This window comes from Salmonella sp. 32120201201600049SM (assembly GCF_017572835.1).
Classification (GTDB): domain Bacteria; phylum Pseudomonadota; class Gammaproteobacteria; order Enterobacterales; family Enterobacteriaceae; genus Salmonella; species Salmonella enterica.
Genome location: NZ_JAGESA010000014.1, coordinates 1 through 18,115, shown reverse-complemented (window position 1 = coordinate 18,115; position 18,115 = coordinate 1). Strand labels below are relative to the sequence as shown.

Sequence of the window (18,115 nt, the reverse complement as noted above, 5' to 3'; positions counted from 1 at the left end):
GAATGCCTTTTAAACCCTTAGTGACCGCAGGAATTGAAGGTCTCCTCAATACGTTTCTGTATCGTTCGCCAGCGCTGAAATCAGCCAGAACGCGCTTACAGGGAAAAGTACTGTGTGTGAAACTAAAGGGATTTTCGACGCCATTAGTCCTGGTATTCAGCGAACGCCAGGTTGATGTGCTGGGGGCATGGGAAGGCGAAGCGGACTGTACGGTAATCACTCAAGCTAGCGTTTTGCCAAAACTACGCGATCGTCAGCAGCTGGCCGCGCTTATTCGCAGCGGCGAACTGGAAGTGCAGGGCGATATTCAGGTCGTGCAAAATTTTGTGGCGCTCGCCGATCTCGCCGAATTCGATCCTGCGGAGTTGTTGGCGCCATACTCGGGTGATATTGCGGCGGAAAGTATCGGTAAGGCCGTGCGTGGCGGGGCTAAATTCCTGCGCCACGGGTTTCAACGCCAGCAGCGTTATGCCGCTGAAGCGATCACTGAAGAGTGGCGTATGGCGCCTGGCCCGCTGGAAGTCGCATGGTTTGCCGAAGAAACCGCGGCTGTTGAGCGCGCCGTAGATTCTCTGACCACACGGCTGGAAAAACTGGAGGCCAAATGACGCCAGGTGAAGTACGGCGCCTATATTTCATCATCCGCACGTTTTTAAGCTACGGCCTTGATGAACTCATCCCCCGAATGCGTCTTACACTGCCACTCCGATTATGGCGCTATTCGCTGTTCTGGATGCCAAACCGGCATAAAGATAAATTGCTGGGTGAACGATTAAGACTGGCGTTGCAAGAGCTGGGACCGGTCTGGATCAAATTTGGCCAGATGCTCTCCACGCGCCGTGACCTGTTCCCGCCGCAAATCGCCGATCAGCTCGCTTTGCTCCAGGATAAAGTCGCGCCATTCGATGGTCGGCTGGCGAAAGCCCAGATTGAAGAGGCGATGGGGGGGCTACCAGTCGAAGCCTGGTTTGACGACTTTGATATCCAGCCTTTAGCGTCGGCGTCAATCGCCCAGGTACATACCGCGCGATTGAAATCAAACGGTAAAGAAGTGGTTATTAAGGTCATTCGCCCGGATATTTTGCCGGTAATTCAGGCAGACCTGAAACTGATTTATCGCCTTGCTCGCTGGGTACCACGCCTGTTGCCGGATGGGCGTCGTCTGCGCCCGACGGAAGTGGTGCGTGAGTATGAGAAAACGCTGATCGATGAGCTGAATCTGCTGCGGGAATCGGCCAACGCGATTCAGTTACGCCGCAATTTTGAAAATAGTCCCATGCTGTATATCCCGGAGGTGTACTCCGATTACTGTAGCCAGAACATGATGGTGATGGAGCGGATATACGGCATTCCTGTTTCGGATGTGGCGGCGCTGGAAAAGAACGGCACCAACATGAAACTGCTGGCGGAACGCGGGGTTAAAGTTTTCTTCACCCAGGTTTTCCGCGACAGCTTTTTCCATGCGGACATGCATCCGGGAAATATTTTTGTCAGCCATGAACACCCTGAAAACCCGCAATATATCGGCATTGACTGCGGTATCGTCGGGTCGCTAAACAAAGAAGATAAGCGTTATCTGGCTGAAAACTTTATCGCGTTTTTTAATCGCGATTACCGAAAGGTGGCAGAACTGCATGTCGATTCAGGCTGGGTTCCGCCAGATACCAACGTTGAAGATTTTGAGTTTGCCATCCGCACCGTCTGTGAACCTATCTTTGAAAAGCCGCTCGCGGAAATCTCGTTTGGTCATGTGTTGTTAAACCTTTTCAATACAGCGCGTCGATTTAACATGGAAGTCCAGCCGCAACTGGTGTTGTTGCAGAAAACATTATTGTATGTTGAAGGGGTTGGGCGGCAACTTTATCCTCAGCTTGATTTGTGGAAAACGGCGAAGCCGTTTCTTGAGTCCTGGATCAAAGATCAGGTGGGTATTCCGGCTCTCACGCGGGCTCTTAAAGAAAAAGCGCCGTTCTGGGTCGAAAAAATGCCAGAAATACCTGAACTGGTGTACGACAGTTTGCGCCAGGGCAAATATTTACAGCACAGTGTTGATAAGATTGCGCGCGAGTTACAGGTAAACCATGTGCGCCAAAGTCAGTCTCGTTATTTATTGGGAATTGGCGCAACGCTGTTACTGAGCGGGTCATTCTTACTCGTCAACCGCCCTGAATGGGGATTGATGCCTGGCTGGCTCATGGTCGGCGGCGTAGTTGTCTGGCTGGTTGGCTGGCGTAAAACTCGTTGAGATTTTTTATCGCTCAACGCCGGTTGTGTCACGCAGGTACATATTATCACTCGAGGCAATACTCAGGCCGCAAGTCAATGTCGTCCCGGTCGTATGTAAAAGTATGTGAATAGGGCGGGCGAAAGCGGCTAACAAAGAGGCAGCGCGAAGGATAATGTGTATAATGCGGCCCTAATAATTCATCATCTATCACAGAGGAACATGTATGGGTGGTATCAGTATTTGGCAGTTGTTGATTGTTGCCGTTATCGTCGTACTGCTGTTCGGCACCAAAAAACTCGGTTCCATCGGTTCCGATCTTGGCGCGTCTATCAAAGGCTTTAAAAAGGCCATGAGCGATGATGATGCCAAACAGGATAAAACCAGTCAGGACGCTGATTTTACCGCTAAATCTATCGCGGATAAGCAAGGCGAAGCGAAAAAGGAAGACGCTAAAAGCCAAGATAAAGAGCAGGTATAATCCGTGTTTGATATCGGTTTTAGCGAACTGCTGTTAGTGTTCGTTATCGGCCTCATTGTGTTGGGGCCGCAACGATTGCCAGTAGCGGTAAAAACGGTAGCGGGCTGGATTCGCGCGTTGCGATCCCTTGCGACAACGGTTCAGAATGAACTGACTCAGGAACTGAAACTTCAGGAGTTCCAGGACAGTCTGAAAAAAGTCGAAAAGGCGAGCCTGGAAAATCTGACTCCCGAACTGAAAGCATCTATGGATGAACTGCGTCAGGCGGCGGAGTCGATGAAACGCACCTACAGCGCTAACGATCCCGAACAAGCGAGCGATGAAGCGCATACCATCCATAATCCGGTGGTAAAAGGGAACGAAACGCAGCATGAGGGCGTCACCCCTGCCGCCGCTGAAACACAGGCGAGCGCGCCGGAACAAAAGCCGGAGCCCGTTAAAGCTAACGTGCCTGAGTCGACGGAAACCGCTTCCGTAGCCACGATAGACGCCGAGAAGAAATCCGCTGCGCCTGTTGTCGAATCTTCCCCCTCGTCGAGTGATAAACCGTAAACATGGCTGTAGAAGATACTCAACCGCTTATCACGCATCTGATCGAGTTGCGTAAGCGCCTGCTAAACTGCATCGTCGCAGTACTTCTGATTTTTTTGGCGTTAATTTATTTCGCCAATGATATTTATCATTTAGTCGCCGCACCGCTGATTAAACAGATGCCGCAAGGGGCGACAATGATTGCGACGGATGTGGCGTCGCCGTTTTTTACGCCTATCAAACTCACCTTCATGGTGTCTTTGATCTTATCCGCGCCTGTCATTTTGTACCAGGTTTGGGCCTTTATCGCCCCGGCGCTGTATAAGCATGAGCGTCGTCTGGTCGTACCGCTGCTGGTATCCAGCTCGCTGCTTTTCTACATTGGTATGGCCTTCGCCTATTTTGTCGTATTCCCTTTGGCCTTTGGTTTCCTGACGCATACGGCGCCGGAAGGGGTACAGGTTTCGACAGATATCGCCAGCTATCTTAGCTTTGTCATGGCGCTTTTTATGGCCTTTGGCGTAGCCTTTGAAGTGCCGGTGGCGATTGTGTTGCTGTGCTGGATGGGCATCACCACGCCAGAAGATTTGCGTAAAAAACGGCCTTATATCCTGGTCGGGGCATTCATTGTGGGAATGCTGCTTACGCCGCCAGATGTTTTCTCGCAAACGTTGCTGGCGATACCGATGTACTGCCTGTTTGAAATTGGCGTTTTCTGCTCACGCTTTTATGTCGGTAAGCGACGGACGCGCGACGAAGATAACGAGGCCGAAACCGAAAAGGCCGAGCACACTGAAGACTAAACACAACCGCCCGCCAGGGCGGTTGTCATATGGGGGCAAGCATGTTTGATATTGGCGTTAATTTAACCAGTAGCCAGTTTGCAAAAGATCGTGATGATGTGGTCGCCCGTGCGTTTGCGGCAGGAGTAAAAGGTATGCTACTGACCGGAACGAACATCCATGAAAGTCAGCAGGCGTTAAAACTGGCGCGGCGCTACCCCCATTGTTGGTCGACGGCTGGCGTCCATCCCCATGACAGCAGTCAGTGGTCATCCGCGTCTGAAGACGCCATTATTGCGCTGGCGAACCAGCCGGAAGTCGTCGCTATCGGTGAGTGCGGGCTGGATTTCAATCGCAATTTTTCCACGCCGCAGGAGCAGGAGCGTGCCTTTCAGGCGCAGCTACAAATTGCCGCCGAATTGCAGATGCCAATCTTTATGCACTGCCGGGACGCGCATGAGCGATTTCTGGCATTGCTTGATCCCTGGCTGGATAGTCTTCCTGGTGCAATACTGCACTGCTTTACCGGTTCACGCCAGCAAATGCAGGCCTGTGTGGACAGAGGGCTCTATATCGGTATTACCGGGTGGGTTTGCGACGAACGACGCGGACTTGAGCTACGTGAACTCTTACCGTTTATTCCAGCGGAAAAGCTACTGATAGAAACCGACGCGCCGTATCTGTTGCCTCGCGATCTTACGCCGAACCCAACGTCACGACGCAACGAGCCCGCGTATCTGCCTCACATCCTGGAGCGCATAGCGCTATGGCGTGGTGAAGATCCGCAATGGTTAGCGGCGATGACAGATGCCAACGCCAGAACCTTATTTGAGGTCGTATTCTGAACGATAGCTAAATCTTGCGAAAACCGGTGTTTTTTACGCTCTGCTTCACTTCTTTATTGAGTAAATTAAGCAGTAACATCGAACGCGTTTCGCCATCCGGTTCGGTAAAAATCGCTTTCAGCCCTTCAAATGCGCCTTCCGTGATGATGACGCTATCGCCGGGATAGGGGGTTTCAGGATCGACAACGCCTTCGGGCTTGTAGATAGAAAGCTGATGAATAACGCTGGAAGGCACGATCGCAGGATGCGCGCCAAAGCGCACAAAATGGCTGACGCCGCGCGTGGCGTTGATTGTAGTGGTATGTATCACTTCCGGATCAAATTCAACGAACAGATAATTAGGAAAGAGCGGTTCGCTGACGGAGGTACGTTTTCCGCGTACCATTTTTTCCAGGGTGATCATCGGTGTCAGGCAACTTACCGCTTGTCTTTCGAGGTGTTCCTGAGCACGCTGAAGTTGCCCGCGTTTGCAGTACAGTAAATACCAGGATTGCATAATGACTCTTATCCGCTTGTTCGGGGCGCAAGCATAGCAAAAGCCATGCGCGAAGTTAATTATACACTTCATCCTTTAAGCCGTATCTGGATTAGAGTTGGTTGCCAGAGTTCACGCTAATTTAACAAAAATACAGCATCCCGATGATGAACGCCGTATAATGATGCGCTTACCAAGAGGCTACAATGGACGCCATGAAATATCACGATTTACGCGACTTCCTGACGCTACTTGAGCAGCAGGGGGAACTAAAACGCATCACGCTACCTGTGGATCCTCATCTGGAAATCACGGAAATCGCTGACCGCACGCTGCGTGCGGGTGGACCGGCGTTGCTGTTTGAAAATCCTAAAGGTTACGCCATGCCGGTGCTGTGCAACCTTTTTGGCACGCCAAAACGCGTGGCGATGGGCATGGGGCAGGATGATGTTTCCGCCTTACGGGAAGTGGGTAAATTATTAGCGTTTCTGAAAGAACCTGAGCCGCCGAAAGGCTTTCGCGATCTGTTTGACAAGCTGCCGCAGTTTAAGCAAGTGCTGAATATGCCGACGAAACGGTTACGCGGCGCGCCTTGCCAACAGAAAATCGCGTCTGGCGATGATGTCGATTTAACGCGTCTTCCTGTCATGACCTGTTGGCCGGACGACGCCGCGCCGCTGATTACCTGGGGACTGACGGTAACGCGTGGCCCGCACAAAGAACGGCAAAACCTGGGCATTTATCGTCAGCAGTTGATAGGTAAAAATAAGCTGATTATGCGCTGGCTGTCTCACCGAGGCGGCGCGCTGGATTTTCAGGAGTGGTTAGCCGCGCGTCCGGGTGAACGTTTCCCGGTCTCCGTCGCATTGGGCGCCGATCCGGCGACGATACTTGGCGCCGTGACTCCTGTTCCCGATACTCTGTCGGAGTATGCCTTTGCGGGCCTGCTGCGCGGCACGAAAACTGAAGTGGTTAAATGCCTTTCTAACGATCTGGAAGTGCCTGCCAGCGCCGAGATTATCCTTGAAGGTTACATTGAGCCGGGAGAGATGGCGCCGGAAGGACCGTATGGCGATCATACGGGCTATTATAATGAAGTGGATAACTTTCCGGTCTTTACCGTCACGCATATTACGCAGCGTGAGGATGCCATCTATCACTCCACCTATACCGGGCGTCCGCCCGATGAGCCTGCGGTATTAGGGGTGGCGCTCAATGAAGTCTTCGTGCCTATTCTGCAAAAACAGTTTCCGGAAATCGTCGACTTTTATCTGCCGCCGGAAGGGTGTTCTTACCGCCTGGCGGTAGTGACGATGAAAAAGCAGTACGCTGGTCATGCGAAACGCGTCATGATGGGCGTCTGGTCGTTTTTGCGCCAGTTTATGTATACGAAGTTTGTTATCGTTTGCGATGATGACGTTAACGCACGCGACTGGAATGATGTGATCTGGGCGATTACCACCCGTATGGACCCTGCGCGGGATACGGTGCTGGTTGAAAATACGCCGATTGACTACCTGGATTTTGCCTCGCCGGTCTCCGGGCTGGGTTCAAAAATGGGGCTGGATGCCACAAACAAATGGCCGGGCGAAACCCAACGCGAGTGGGGTCGTCCTATTGTTAAAGATCCTGAAGTTACCGCGCGTATTGATGCGATTTGGGATGAGCTGGCTATCTTTAAATAACTGAAAGCGGACATCGACATTTCAGGCTGCGGCGACTCGGCTTGAAAAATGTCGGTATTGACCCGACACCCGACAGAGGGAGCGCATGACAACCTTAAGCTGTAAAGTGACCTCGGTAGAAGCTATCACCGATACCGTATATCGGGTTCGTTTAGTGCCGGACGCGGCGTTTTCATTCCGCGCTGGTCAGTATTTGATGGTCGTAATGGACGAGCGTGACAAACGCCCGTTTTCGATGGCTTCAACGCCGGACGAGAAAGGGTTTATTGAATTACACATTGGCGCCTCCGAGCTCAATCTGTATGCGATGGCGGTCATGGATCGGATTCTGAAAGACCGGGAAATCGTCGTCGATATTCCGCATGGCGACGCCTGGCTACGTGACGATGAAGAGCGTCCATTGATTCTGATCGCGGGCGGTACGGGCTTTTCTTATGTGCGCTCCATCCTGTTGACGGCGTTAGCGCGCAACCCGGCCCGCGATGTTACCATTTACTGGGGCGGTCGCGAAGAAAAGCACCTCTATGATCTCTCTGAGCTGGAAGCACTCTCTGTTAACCATCCGAATTTGCGTATTGAACCTGTGGTCGAGCAGCCGGAAGAAGGCTGGCGTGGACGTACAGGAACGGTACTTACGGCGGTATTGCAGGATTATGGTACGCTGGCGGGGCACGATATTTATATTGCCGGACGTTTTGAGATGGCGAAAATCGCCCGCGATCTGTTCTGTCATGAGCGTAACGCGCGGGAAGATCGTCTGTTTGGCGATGCGTTCGCATTTATTTAACTATTTTATGGGACGCAGTAGCGTCCCTTTTTACGTTAGCCTACCTAAAAGTCCTCTTAAATATTAATTAATCGTCAACTATAAAACGTTATGATATTGAATATCTACAGGCTTTGTATTGCGTGTAATAAATTAAGTAATATTATGTCCTGAGGCTATCAATAAAAATAGTTAATTATATATGCTTCATTTATTTTTATAAAAGAAACATAAAATGGAAAGTTAGTTATTTATTTATAAGATGGAGAGTGTTATGAAATTTAAATATGCTTTAACTTCTCTCGCATTATCTGTTGCAATTTTGTCATCAGTACCTTCTACTGCTTTCGCCATCGGCGGCGCCAGCGGCGCTAAAGTGGACTATCAGGTCCAGGGAAAAATTGGCGAAGTTGTTATGAACCCCTATGATATCGCGCCGCTAACCGCCGTTATTCGTAATGGCGGTTACCAGTTACGTGACGTGCATGTACGGATTGTACCCAAAGAAAATGGCCAGGAGATCGCGTATAAAGTTAATAATAAATACCTTTTAACGTATGGCGGTATTCCCGTCTTTGGTCTTTACCCGGATTATGTCAATACCGTTGAAGTTGAATATACAAGGATCCAGGGTAGTAAAACCGAAAATGTAAAAGAAAGCTATAAAATGTATGCACCGCCTGCCTATATTGAATCAGCGGGTACAAAAGAAGAACAATCAGCACTCTTTACTATCGATGTTAAAAAGGTTTCCCCAGAATTTAAAGATCGCTTGTATCTTTTGAATAATACGAAAGATAAGTCTGGGAATGGAACGCGTACTGTCTGGAACAACCCTACTGGGGGTGCATTAGAATGGAACTTCACTACAGCTAACGCTATTATCGACACCTCCGGTGATATTCGTTGGTTTATGAATCCAAGTTCAATTTATGATTTAAAGTCAATTTATCGTGCTGGCGTTATGATGGGCTTTAAACAAAACCAGGATGGCGCACTATCGTGGGGCTACGGTCAGCGTTATGTGAAATACGATATCATGGGGCGTGAAATCTTTAACCGCCGCCTGCCGGATAATTATAACGATTTTTCACACTCAATGGATAACGCGGCCAACGGTCACTACTTCCTGCGTGTAGCCAGCTCTAACTATAAACGTCCTGATGGGAAAAATGTTCGTACCGTGCGTGATGTGATTGCCGAAGTTGATCAGAACGGCGTGGTAGTGGATGAATGGCGTCTGTTTGATATCCTCGATCCTTATCGTGATGTGATAATGAAAACCCTCGATCAGGGCGCTGTGTGCCTGAATATCGACGCCAGCCAGTCCGGCCATACGTTGAGCGAAGAAGATCTGGCGGCGCTGGACTCCTCCGACAAATTCGGGGATATCGTGGGTAGTGGGGCTGGCCGCAACTGGGCGCATGTCAACAGCGTCGACTATGACAGTGAAGATGATTCCATCATCATCAGCTCCCGCCACCAGAGTGCGATTATCAAAATCGGCCGCGATAAGAAAGTGAAGTGGATACTGGGTACGCCTGCTGGCTGGAAAGCGCCATTTAATGCCGCAATTCTGACGCCTGTGGATAGCAAAGGCCAAAAAATCACCTGCCAGGACAGTGGCTGCGAGGGTGACTTCGACTGGACATGGACGCAACATACGGCCTTTAAAATTGATAGTAAGAGTAAAGGCGATATCTTATACCTTTCCGCTTTCGACAATGGCGATGGCCGCGGCTTAGAACAGCCTGCTATGCAGAGTATGAAATACAGCCGCTCCGTGATTTACAAAATCGACCAGAAAAACAAGACAGTCCAACAGATCTGGCAATACGGTAAAGAGCGCGGGAACGAGTGGTTTAGCCCGGTAACCTCTATCACCGAGTACCAGACTGACAAGAATTCTGTGTTCGTGTATTCCGCAACAGCAGGTGGTGCGTTTGATTTATCGGTAGGCGCATTTACTAGCTTGCCTAATCCGTATCTGGAAGAGTTCAAATGGGGAGAAAAAGAGCCTGCGGTTGAAATGCAAATACATGGTGCGCGTGGATATCAGGCTATGCCATTTAGCCTGACCAAAGCGCTTACTGAGTAGAGCGGGCCATACGGTGAAAAAACCCGCCCCTGACGGGCGGGAAAAACGGCAACTAAACTGTTTCCCGTCATAATTCGCGCAGCCTCTTTGTTGGCTGCCTTTGCTCATCCCGGGCACATAGTTATCTATGTGCCCGGGGATTCGCTCAGTTGCCGCTGCGCTGCAATGCGAGTTATTTAGGGGATATTATCTTTGATTAAACCCGCTCAAACACCGTGGCGATGCCCTGACCCAGACCAATACACATCGTCGCCAGACCAAACTGCGCGTCTTTGCGCTCCATCAGGTTGATAAGCGTGGTGCTGATACGTGCTCCGGAGCAGCCGAGCGGATGACCAAGCGCGATCGCGCCGCCGTTGAGGTTGATCTTCTCGTCTATCTGCTCCATCAATCCCAGATCCTTAATGCATGGCAGGATCTGTGCGGCAAACGCTTCGTTCATCTCAAACACATCGATATCGCTGGCTGACAGTCCCGCTTTTTTCAACGCCAGTTTTGACGCCGGAACCGGCCCGTAACCCATAATTGACGGATCACAACCCACCACTGCCATTGAGCGAATACGGGCGCGAGGTTTCAGGCCCAGCTCACGGGCACGACTTTCGCTCATTACCAGCATGGCGGCTGCGCCATCGGAAAGCGCGGATGAGGTGCCCGCCGTGACCGTGCCACTAACCGGATCAAATGCCGGACGCAGCGTTGATAGCGCTTCGACCGTGGTTTCCGGGCGGATCACTTCATCGTAGTTAAACTGCTTCAACACGCCGTCTGCATCATGACCGCCAGTCGGGATAATCTCCGTTTTGAATGCGCCAGACTGCGTGGCGGCCCAGGCGCGAGCGTGAGAACGCGCGGCGAACTGGTCCTGCATTTCCCGGCTAATGCCGTGCAGGCGGGAGAGCATTTCCGCCGTTAGCCCCATCATCCCTGCCGCTTTGGCGACGTTGCGACTCAGACCCGGGTGAAAATCCACGCCGTGGCTCATCGGCACGTGCCCCATATGCTCCACGCCGCCAACCAGACAAACCTGCGCATCGCCGGTCATGATCATTCGCGCTGCATCGTGTAACGCCTGCATCGAGGAACCACACAGACGGTTGACGGTGACCGCCGGTACCGAATGGGGAATTTCTGCCAGCAGCGCGGCGTTACGGGCAATGTTGAAGCCTTGCTCCAGCGTTTGTTGTACGCAGCCCCAGTAAATATCATCGAGGGTGGCCGCTGTAAGCGACGGATTACGCGCCAGCAGGCTACGCATTAAGTGGGCGGAGAGATCTTCTGCCCGCACGTTGCGAAACGCGCCGCCCTTCGAACGGCCCATCGGGGTGCGAATAGCATCGACAATGACAACCTGTTCCATTGTGACTCCTTAAGCCGTTTTCAGAGAACCAACCGGACGGGCTGGTTCAACCGGGGGATAATACGGTTCGTTATGGCGCGCTTTATCACGCAGCCCTTCCGGCACTTCATACAGCGGGCCGAGGTGTTGATACTGCTGCGCCATATCAAGATATTTCGCGCTGCCCTGTGTATCCAGCCAGCGGAATGCGCCGCCGTGGAACGGAGGGAAGCCCAGGCCGTAGACCAGCGCCATATCGGCTTCCGCCGGGCTTGCGATAATGCCTTCTTCCAGACAGCGAACCACTTCGTTAATCATCGGGATCATCATACGGGCGATTATCTCGTCGTCGCTGAAGTCGCGTTTCGGCTGGCTGACGCTTGCCAGCAGGTCATCCACCGCGGCATCTTCTTCTTTCTTCGGCTTACCCTTGCTGTCTTCTTTATAGCGCCAGAAGCCCAGACCGTTTTTTTGCCCAAAACGGCTGGCGTCAAACAATGCGTCGATCGCGTCGCGATACTCTTTCTGCATCCGTTGCGGGAAGCCTGCCGCCATTACCGCCTGCGCGTGGTGGGCGGTATCAATACCCACCACGTCGAGCAGATAGGCCGGGCCCATCGGCCAGCCGAACTGTTTTTCCATCACTTTATCGACTTTGCGGAAATCCGCGCCGTCGCGCAGCAGCTGGCTGAAGCCGGCAAAGTAGGGGAACAGCACGCGGTTGACGAAGAAACCGGGGCAGTCGTTGACCACGATCGGCGTTTTGCCCATTTTGCTGGCCCAGGCGACGACTTTGGCAATGGTTTCATCTGAGCTTTTCTCGCCGCGAATGATCTCAACCAGCGGCATGCGGTGCACCGGGTTAAAGAAGTGCATGCCACAGAAGTTTTCCGGGCGTTTGAGCACGCTGGCCAGTTCGTTGATTGGAATGGTTGAGGTATTCGAAGCCAGTACGGTGTCCGGACGTACCTTATCTTCGGTTTCCGCCAGTACCGCTTTTTTCACTTTCGGATTTTCGACTACCGCTTCGACAACAACATCTACGCGATCGAAACCGGCATAATCGAGAGTCGGGTGGATGGTCGAAATGACGCTCGCCAGCTTCAGACCGTCGATCTTGCCGCGCTCCAGCTGTTTGTTCAGCAGCTTGGCCGCTTCGGTCATGCCGAGGTTCAACGATTTATCGTTGATATCTTTCATGATGGCCGGTACGCCTTTCCAGGCCGACTGGTAAGCGATACCGCCGCCCATAATGCCCGCGCCCAGTACGGCTGCCTGTTTCGGCGTCTCAATATCTTTGGTCAGCTTTTTGGCTTTACCTTTTACATATTGATCGTTGAGGAAGATACCGACCAGCGCACGAGCTTCATTGGTATGCGCCAGCGGAACAAAGCTTTTATTTTCCAGATTCAGCGCTTCTTCACGACCAAAACGCGCGGCGGCTTCAATGGTTTTCACTGCGGTCATCGGCGCCGGATAATGTTTACCCGCCGTTTGTGCGACCATGCCTTTAGCGATGGTAAAGCTCATCGCTGCTTCAATCTTACTGAGTTTCAACGGCTCCAGTTTCGGCTGGCGTTTAGCTCTCCAGTCGAGATCGCCGGTAATGGCCTGGCGTAACACCGCTATCGCGCCTTCAATTAGCTTCTCTTGTTTGACCACGCCGTCCACAAGGCCGATTTTCAGCGCGTGCTCTGCACCGACATCTTTACCTGCCGCGATGATCTCCAGCGCGCTGTCTGCGCCCAGCATACGCGGCAGACGAACGGAGCCGCCGAAACCCGGCATGATACCCAGTTTAGTTTCCGGCAGACCGATACGGAGGTCTGGCGTCGCCAGACGGTAATCGGTGGCCAGCACGCATTCGCACCCGCCGCCCAGCGCATAGCCGTTTACGGCGGCAAGGGTCGGTACGGGTAAATCTTCCAGACGGTTAAAGACGCTATTAGCGAAATGCAGCCATTGGCTTAACTGCTCTTCGGGGACGAGGAACAGTGAAAGAAATTCGGTGATGTCCGCGCCGACAATAAAGGCCGCTTTATTCGAGCGCAGCAGCAGCCCTTTTAAATCGTGTTGCTTTTCCAGCACCTCAAGCGCCTGGCCGAGGCTGGCGACGGTTGCGGTGTCGAGTTTATTGACCGAGCCTGGAGCATCGAACACCAGTTCGGCGATGCCATCTTCCAGCCAGTCGAGGTACAGGGTGTCGCCTTTATAAAGCATGTCAGTCTCCTGAATCCACAAGGTGATCTGGTCGTACCAGATGAAGCGAAGTGTGTATTTTGTGTTAATAAAATGCAAATAAATGATTAAAGAAATGCCGATGTGATCACGCTCGGCAGAGATCACGCTCTCGTGGGGCAATGTGCTAAGATGCGGGAACTTGAGGTCAAAAAAACAGAAGGGTAAAAAATGGAATCACTGGCCGCGCTCTATAAAAATCATATTGTTACCTTACAAGAACGGACGCGCGATGTTCTGGCGCGCTTTAAGCTGGATGCGTTACTTATTCATTCCGGCGAGCTTTTCAACGTCTTTCTCGACGATCACCCTTATCCGTTTAAGGTCAATCCGCAGTTTAAAGCGTGGGTGCCGGTAACTCAGGTTCCAAATTGCTGGCTGTTGGTCGATGGCGTCAACAAACCCAAATTGTGGTTTTATCTGCCGGTCGATTACTGGCATAACGTTGAACCGCTGCCAACGTCCTTCTGGACAGAAGAAGTCGAGGTCGTCGCCTTACCGAAAGCGGATGGCATCGGCAGCCAACTGCCTGCCGCGCGTGGCAATATCGGCTATATCGGCCCGGTTCCTGAGCGCGCGCTACAATTGGATATCGCCGCCAGCAACATCAACCCGAAAGGTGTTATCGACTATCTGCATTACTACCGCGCCTATAAAACGGATTATGAACTGGCCTGTATGCGCGAAGCGCAGAAAATGGCGGTGAGCGGTCATCGGGCGGCGGAAGAGGCCTTCCGTTCCGGCATGAGCGAGTTTGACATCAACCTGGCGTACCTGACCGCCACGGGACATCGCGATACCGATGTTCCGTACAGCAACATTGTGGCGCTGAACGAACATGCCGCCGTGCTGCATTACACGAAACTGGATCATCAGGCACCGTCTGAAATGCGCAGTTTCCTGCTGGATGCGGGCGCGGAATACAACGGCTACGCGGCGGATCTGACGCGGACCTGGTCGGCGAAAAGCGATAACGACTACGCCCACCTGGTGAAAGATGTTAACGACGAACAGTTGGCGCTGATCGCTACCATGAAGGCGGGCGTCAGCTATGTGGATTATCATATTCAGTTCCATCAGCGCATCGCGAAGCTGCTGCGTAAACATCAAATCATTACCGACATGAGTGAAGAGGCGATGGTGGAAAATGATCTCACCGGGCCGTTTATGCCGCACGGTATTGGTCATCCGTTGGGTCTGCAGGTACACGATGTGGCCGGGTTTATGCAGGATGATTCCGGTACGCATCTCGCCGCGCCGTCCAAATACCCGTATCTGCGCTGCACGCGTGTGTTACAGCCGCGAATGGTGTTGACCATCGAACCGGGGATTTACTTCATCGAATCGCTGTTAGCGCCGTGGCGCGAAGGGCCGTTCAGCAAGCACTTCAACTGGCAGAAAATTGAAGCGCTCAAGCCTTTCGGCGGTATTCGCATTGAAGATAACGTGGTCATCCACGAAAACGGCGTGGAAAACATGACGCGGGATTTAAAACTGGCGTAATGGACAGTTGGTTAATCCCTGCAGCGCCGGTCACCGTTGTTGAAGAGATCAAAAAAAGCCGCTTTATTACGCTATTGGCGCATACCGATGGCGTAGACGCGGCGAAAGCGTTTGTTGAGTCAGTCAGAGCTGAGCACCCTGATGCGCGCCACCATTGTGTGGCGTGGGTGGCGGGGGCGCCGGACGACTCACAGCAACTGGGCTTTTCAGACGACGGCGAACCGGCGGGAACGGCAGGCAAGCCGATGCTTGCGCAATTGATGGGCAGCGGCGTCGGAGAGATTACCGCCGTCGTCGTGCGCTACTATGGTGGTATTCTGCTGGGTACGGGCGGGCTGGTAAAAGCCTATGGCGGCGGTGTGAATCAGGCATTACGTCAGCTTGCCACACAACGCAAGACGCCATTAACCGAATATACTTTGCAGTGTGAGTACGGTCAGTTGGCCGGAATCGAAGCATTATTAGGACAGTTTGCCGGGAAGATCGTTTCCAGCGATTATCAGGCGTCTGTTCGGCTCAGGGTGGCGCTTCCTTTTGCTCATGTGAATGCATTTTCCACAAAACTGGCGGATTTTAGCCGTGGTTCATTGCAATTGTTAGCGATTGAAGAATAATCCCCACCTCATTTTTAAGAATAAAGGAAGCGGCAGAGATGCATTTTCGCGCCATTACCCGAATCGTTGGACTACTGGTTATCTTATTTTCGGGGACAATGATTCTCCCGGGACTGGTAGCGCTAATATATCGTGATGGCGCAGGAAGAGCGTTCACGCAGACCTTTTTTGTCGCGCTGGCGATCGGTTCCATACTGTGGTGGCCAAACCGTAGGGAAAAGGGCGAGCTGAAATCCCGCGAAGGATTTCTTATCGTGGTGTTGTTCTGGACCGTGCTGGGCAGCGTGGGTGCGCTGCCGTTTATTTTCTCGGAAAGCCCAAACCTCACCATTACCGATGCTTTTTTTGAATCGTTCTCCGGGCTAACCACCACGGGCGCCACTACGCTGGTGGGGCTGGATTCATTACCGCACGCCATTCTCTTTTATCGTCAGATGCTGCAATGGTTTGGCGGTATGGGGATCATTGTGCTGGCGGTGGCGATTCTCCCTATCCTCGGCGTCGGGGGGATGCAGCTCTATCGGGCGGAAATGCCGGGGCCGCTGAAAGATAACAAAATGCGCCCGCGTATTGCCGAGACGGCGAAAACGCTGTGGCTTATCTATGTCTTGCTAACGGTAGCCTGCGCGCTGGCGCTATGGTTTGCAGGGATGCCCGCGTTTGACGCTATCGGACACAGCTTCTCCACTATCGCTATCGGCGGCTTCTCAACGCATGACGCCAGCGTAGGCTATTTTGATAGTCCCACTATTAATACCATCATCGCTATTTTCCTGCTGATCTCCGGTTGTAACTATGGCCTGCATTTCTCTTTATTAAGCGGGCGTAGCCTGAAGGTATACTGGCGCGATCCGGAATTCCGCATGTTCATCGGCGTACAGTTGACGCTGGTGGTGATCTGCACGCTGGTACTGTGGTTCCATAATATCTACGACTCGGCGCTGACAACGCTAAATCAGGCGTTCTTCCAGGTCGTGTCGATGGCGACAACGGCGGGGTTTACCACGGACAGCATTGCGCGCTGGCCGCTGTTTTTGCCCGTCTTGCTGCTATGTTCCGCGTTTATTGGCGGTTGCGCCGGGTCAACGGGCGGGGGGTTAAAGGTCATCCGTATTCTGTTGTTGTTTAAACAGGGGAACCGCGAACTCAAACGTCTGGTGCATCCGAATGCCGTTTACAGTATTAAGCTGGGGAACCGGGCGCTGCCAGAGCGTATTCTGGAAGCCGTCTGGGGATTCTTTTCTGCCTACGCGCTGGTATTTATCGTCAGTATGCTGGCCATTATCGCTACAGGCGTAGATGATTTCTCGGCTTTCGCCTCGGTAGTGGCTACGCTTAATAACCTGGGACCGGGGCTGGGGGTGGTTGCTGATAACTTCGCCAGTATGAATCCGGTTGCGAAATGGATACTCATCGCCAACATGCTATTTGGTCGTCTGGAAGTATTCACTTTGCTGGTACTTTTTACCCCGACTTTCTGGCGTGAATAATGGAGTAACACGTGAAAACATTGATTCTTTTCTCTACCCGGGACGGACAAACGCGCGAAATTGCCTCTTATCTGGCTTCTGAACTCAAAGAGATGGGGATCTGGGCCGATGTCGTTAATCTGCATCGCGCAGAAGAGCCTGACTGGGATAGCTATGATCGCGTAGTGATTGGCGCGTCTATTCGTTATGGTCATTACCACAGCGCCTTTCAGGAGTTTGTTAAGAAATACGCCACGCGGTTGAACGGAATGCCGAGCGCCTTTTATTCCGTTAACCTGGTGGCGCGTAAAGCTGAAAAACGGACGCCGCAGACTAACAGCTACGCGCGGAAGTTTTTAATGAGCTCTCCGTGGCGACCTGACTACTGTGCCGTCATTGCAGGCGCGCTTCGCTATCCCCGTTATCGCTGGTATGACCGTCTGATGATCAAGCTTATTATGAAGATGTCGGGCGGCGAAACGGATACCAGTAAAGAAGTGGTGTACACCGACTGGGAGCAGGTTGCGCACTTTGCCCGTGAAATAGCCCATTTAACCAACAAATCGTCGGCAAAATAAACGCAAAGAATAAAAAGTGCGCACTCAGAAAATTATTTTAAATTTCCTCTTGTCAGGCAGAAATAACTCCCTATAATGCGCCACCACTGACACGGAACAACGGCACACAGGCCGCCGGGTCAGCGGGGTTCAGACCAGAACCTCACGGAGAAAAGCGAAAATAAACGCTTGACTCTGAAGCGGGAAAGCGTAATATGCACACCCCGCGCCGCTGAGAAAAAGCGAAGCGGCACTGCTCTTTAACAATTTATCAGACAATCTGTGTGGGCACTCGAAGATACGGATTCTTAACGTCCTCGGACGAAAAATGAATACCAAGTCTCAAGAGTGAACACGTAATTCATTACGAAGTTTAATTCATTGAGCATCAAACTTTTAAATTGAAGAGTTTGATCATGGCTCAGATTGAACGCTGGCGGCAGGCCTAACACATGCAAGTCGAACGGTAACAGGAAGCAGCTTGCTGCTTTGCTGACGAGTGGCGGAC

General features: G+C 52.1%; 16 protein-coding genes and 1 rRNA gene. 14 read left to right on the top strand and 3 right to left on the bottom strand.

The features are described from left to right. Nucleotides 1–2: 2 nt before the first annotated feature. The 6 genes from ubiJ (at nucleotide 3) to tatD (ending at nucleotide 4,863) form a co-directional block, all read left to right on the top strand. Nucleotides 3–608, top strand: a complete 606-nt coding sequence (gene ubiJ, locus J4650_RS20430) for a ubiquinone biosynthesis protein UbiJ (RefSeq protein WP_023993648.1) — start codon at nucleotides 3–5, stop codon at nucleotides 606–608. Then, nucleotides 605–2,245 carry a ubiquinone biosynthesis regulatory protein kinase UbiB gene (gene ubiB / locus J4650_RS20425; protein WP_000187559.1) on the top strand — a complete coding sequence of 547 codons (1,641 nt, stop codon included), beginning with the start codon at nucleotides 605–607 and terminating at the stop codon, nucleotides 2,243–2,245. The genes ubiJ and ubiB overlap by 4 nt, the downstream gene beginning before the upstream one ends. Before the next feature lie 205 nt (nucleotides 2,246–2,450). Further along, nucleotides 2,451–2,705: a Sec-independent protein translocase subunit TatA gene (gene tatA / locus J4650_RS20420; RefSeq protein WP_000508972.1), complete on the top strand. Its 255-nt coding sequence runs from the start codon at nucleotides 2,451–2,453 to the stop codon at nucleotides 2,703–2,705. 3 nt (nucleotides 2,706–2,708) lie between these two features. Further along, the gene (gene tatB / locus J4650_RS20415; protein ID WP_000459612.1) at nucleotides 2,709–3,257 is read left to right on the top strand and encodes a Sec-independent protein translocase protein TatB; all 549 of its coding nucleotides are present in this window, start codon (nucleotides 2,709–2,711) and stop codon (nucleotides 3,255–3,257) included. A gap of 2 nt (nucleotides 3,258–3,259) precedes the next feature. Beyond that, nucleotides 3,260–4,039 carry a Sec-independent protein translocase subunit TatC gene (gene tatC / locus J4650_RS20410; RefSeq protein WP_000257554.1) on the top strand — a complete coding sequence of 260 codons (780 nt, stop codon included), beginning with the start codon at nucleotides 3,260–3,262 and terminating at the stop codon, nucleotides 4,037–4,039. A 41-nt stretch (nucleotides 4,040–4,080) separates the two neighbouring features. Further along, nucleotides 4,081–4,863 carry a 3'-5' ssDNA/RNA exonuclease TatD gene (tatD, locus tag J4650_RS20405; protein WP_000459643.1) on the top strand — a complete coding sequence of 261 codons (783 nt, stop codon included), beginning with the start codon at nucleotides 4,081–4,083 and terminating at the stop codon, nucleotides 4,861–4,863. A gap of 7 nt (nucleotides 4,864–4,870) precedes the next feature. On the opposite strand, the gene rfaH is transcribed toward tatD, so the two are convergent. Continuing rightward, nucleotides 4,871–5,359, bottom strand: a complete 489-nt coding sequence (rfaH, locus tag J4650_RS20400; protein ID WP_001192410.1) for a transcription/translation regulatory transformer protein RfaH — start codon at nucleotides 5,357–5,359, stop codon at nucleotides 4,871–4,873. Between the two features lie 185 nt (nucleotides 5,360–5,544). Between rfaH and ubiD the strand changes: the two genes are divergently transcribed. From ubiD to J4650_RS20385, 3 genes are all read left to right on the top strand, one after another. Further along, nucleotides 5,545–7,023: a 4-hydroxy-3-polyprenylbenzoate decarboxylase gene (gene ubiD / locus J4650_RS20395; protein ID WP_000339760.1), complete on the top strand. Its 1,479-nt coding sequence runs from the start codon at nucleotides 5,545–5,547 to the stop codon at nucleotides 7,021–7,023. 85 nt (nucleotides 7,024–7,108) lie between these two features. Beyond that, nucleotides 7,109–7,810, top strand: coding sequence for an NAD(P)H-flavin reductase (fre, locus tag J4650_RS20390; RefSeq protein ID WP_000209831.1), 702 nt, complete (start codon nucleotides 7,109–7,111; stop codon nucleotides 7,808–7,810). Between the two features lie 253 nt (nucleotides 7,811–8,063). Then, the gene (locus J4650_RS20385; RefSeq protein ID WP_000669902.1) at nucleotides 8,064–9,887 is read left to right on the top strand and encodes an aryl-sulfate sulfotransferase; all 1,824 of its coding nucleotides are present in this window, start codon (nucleotides 8,064–8,066) and stop codon (nucleotides 9,885–9,887) included. A 196-nt stretch (nucleotides 9,888–10,083) separates the two neighbouring features. Here J4650_RS20385 and fadA read toward each other — a convergent pair whose 3' ends face one another. Together fadA and fadB are read right to left on the bottom strand one after the other, a co-directional pair. Then, entirely contained in the window at nucleotides 10,084–11,247 is a 1,164-nt protein-coding gene (gene fadA, locus J4650_RS20380) for an acetyl-CoA C-acyltransferase FadA (protein WP_000438778.1), read from the bottom strand. Between the two features lie 9 nt (nucleotides 11,248–11,256). Beyond that, entirely contained in the window at nucleotides 11,257–13,446 is a 2,190-nt protein-coding gene (gene fadB / locus J4650_RS20375) for a fatty acid oxidation complex subunit alpha FadB (RefSeq protein WP_023993649.1), read from the bottom strand. A 189-nt stretch (nucleotides 13,447–13,635) separates the two neighbouring features. Between fadB and pepQ the strand changes: the two genes are divergently transcribed. The 5 genes from pepQ to J4650_RS20350 form a co-directional block, all read left to right on the top strand. Beyond that, a complete protein-coding gene (gene pepQ, locus J4650_RS20370; protein WP_000444529.1) occupies nucleotides 13,636–14,967 on the top strand; it encodes a Xaa-Pro dipeptidase in 1,332 nt (443 codons plus the stop codon). Further along, a complete protein-coding gene (locus J4650_RS20365) occupies nucleotides 14,967–15,581 on the top strand; it encodes an IMPACT family protein (protein WP_000378897.1) in 615 nt (204 codons plus the stop codon). Before pepQ ends, J4650_RS20365 begins: the two co-directional genes overlap by 1 nt. A gap of 38 nt (nucleotides 15,582–15,619) precedes the next feature. Next, nucleotides 15,620–17,071, top strand: a complete 1,452-nt coding sequence (gene trkH / locus J4650_RS20360) for a Trk system potassium transporter TrkH (RefSeq protein WP_000545688.1) — start codon at nucleotides 15,620–15,622, stop codon at nucleotides 17,069–17,071. An 11-nt stretch (nucleotides 17,072–17,082) separates the two neighbouring features. After that, nucleotides 17,083–17,628: a menaquinone-dependent protoporphyrinogen IX dehydrogenase gene (gene hemG / locus J4650_RS20355; RefSeq protein ID WP_000853982.1), complete on the top strand. Its 546-nt coding sequence runs from the start codon at nucleotides 17,083–17,085 to the stop codon at nucleotides 17,626–17,628. 377 nt (nucleotides 17,629–18,005) lie between these two features. Next, a 16S ribosomal RNA gene (locus J4650_RS20350) occupies nucleotides 18,006–18,115 on the top strand; the annotation flags it as partial.

Bases quoted from the DNA above. Each gene is read 5' to 3' on its own strand.
- ubiB (WP_000187559.1), top strand. From the start codon at position 605: ATGACGCCAGGTGAAGTACGGCGCCTATATTTCATCATCCGCACGTTT.
- pepQ (WP_000444529.1), top strand. From the start codon at position 13,636: ATGGAATCACTGGCCGCGCTCTATAAAAATCATATTGTTACCTTACAA.
- tatD (WP_000459643.1), top strand. From the start codon at position 4,081: ATGTTTGATATTGGCGTTAATTTAACCAGTAGCCAGTTTGCAAAAGAT.
- fadB (WP_023993649.1), bottom strand. From the start codon at position 13,446: ATGCTTTATAAAGGCGACACCCTGTACCTCGACTGGCTGGAAGATGGC.
- trkH (WP_000545688.1), top strand. From the start codon at position 15,620: ATGCATTTTCGCGCCATTACCCGAATCGTTGGACTACTGGTTATCTTA.
- ubiD (WP_000339760.1), top strand. From the start codon at position 5,545: ATGGACGCCATGAAATATCACGATTTACGCGACTTCCTGACGCTACTT.
- fre (WP_000209831.1), top strand. From the start codon at position 7,109: ATGACAACCTTAAGCTGTAAAGTGACCTCGGTAGAAGCTATCACCGAT.
- tatC (WP_000257554.1), top strand. From the start codon at position 3,260: ATGGCTGTAGAAGATACTCAACCGCTTATCACGCATCTGATCGAGTTG.
- tatA (WP_000508972.1), top strand. From the start codon at position 2,451: ATGGGTGGTATCAGTATTTGGCAGTTGTTGATTGTTGCCGTTATCGTC.
- fadA (WP_000438778.1), bottom strand. From the start codon at position 11,247: ATGGAACAGGTTGTCATTGTCGATGCTATTCGCACCCCGATGGGCCGT.
- rfaH (WP_001192410.1), bottom strand. From the start codon at position 5,359: ATGCAATCCTGGTATTTACTGTACTGCAAACGCGGGCAACTTCAGCGT.
- ubiJ (WP_023993648.1), top strand. From the start codon at position 3: ATGCCTTTTAAACCCTTAGTGACCGCAGGAATTGAAGGTCTCCTCAAT.
- J4650_RS20365 (WP_000378897.1), top strand. From the start codon at position 14,967: ATGGACAGTTGGTTAATCCCTGCAGCGCCGGTCACCGTTGTTGAAGAG.
- J4650_RS20385 (WP_000669902.1), top strand. From the start codon at position 8,064: ATGAAATTTAAATATGCTTTAACTTCTCTCGCATTATCTGTTGCAATT.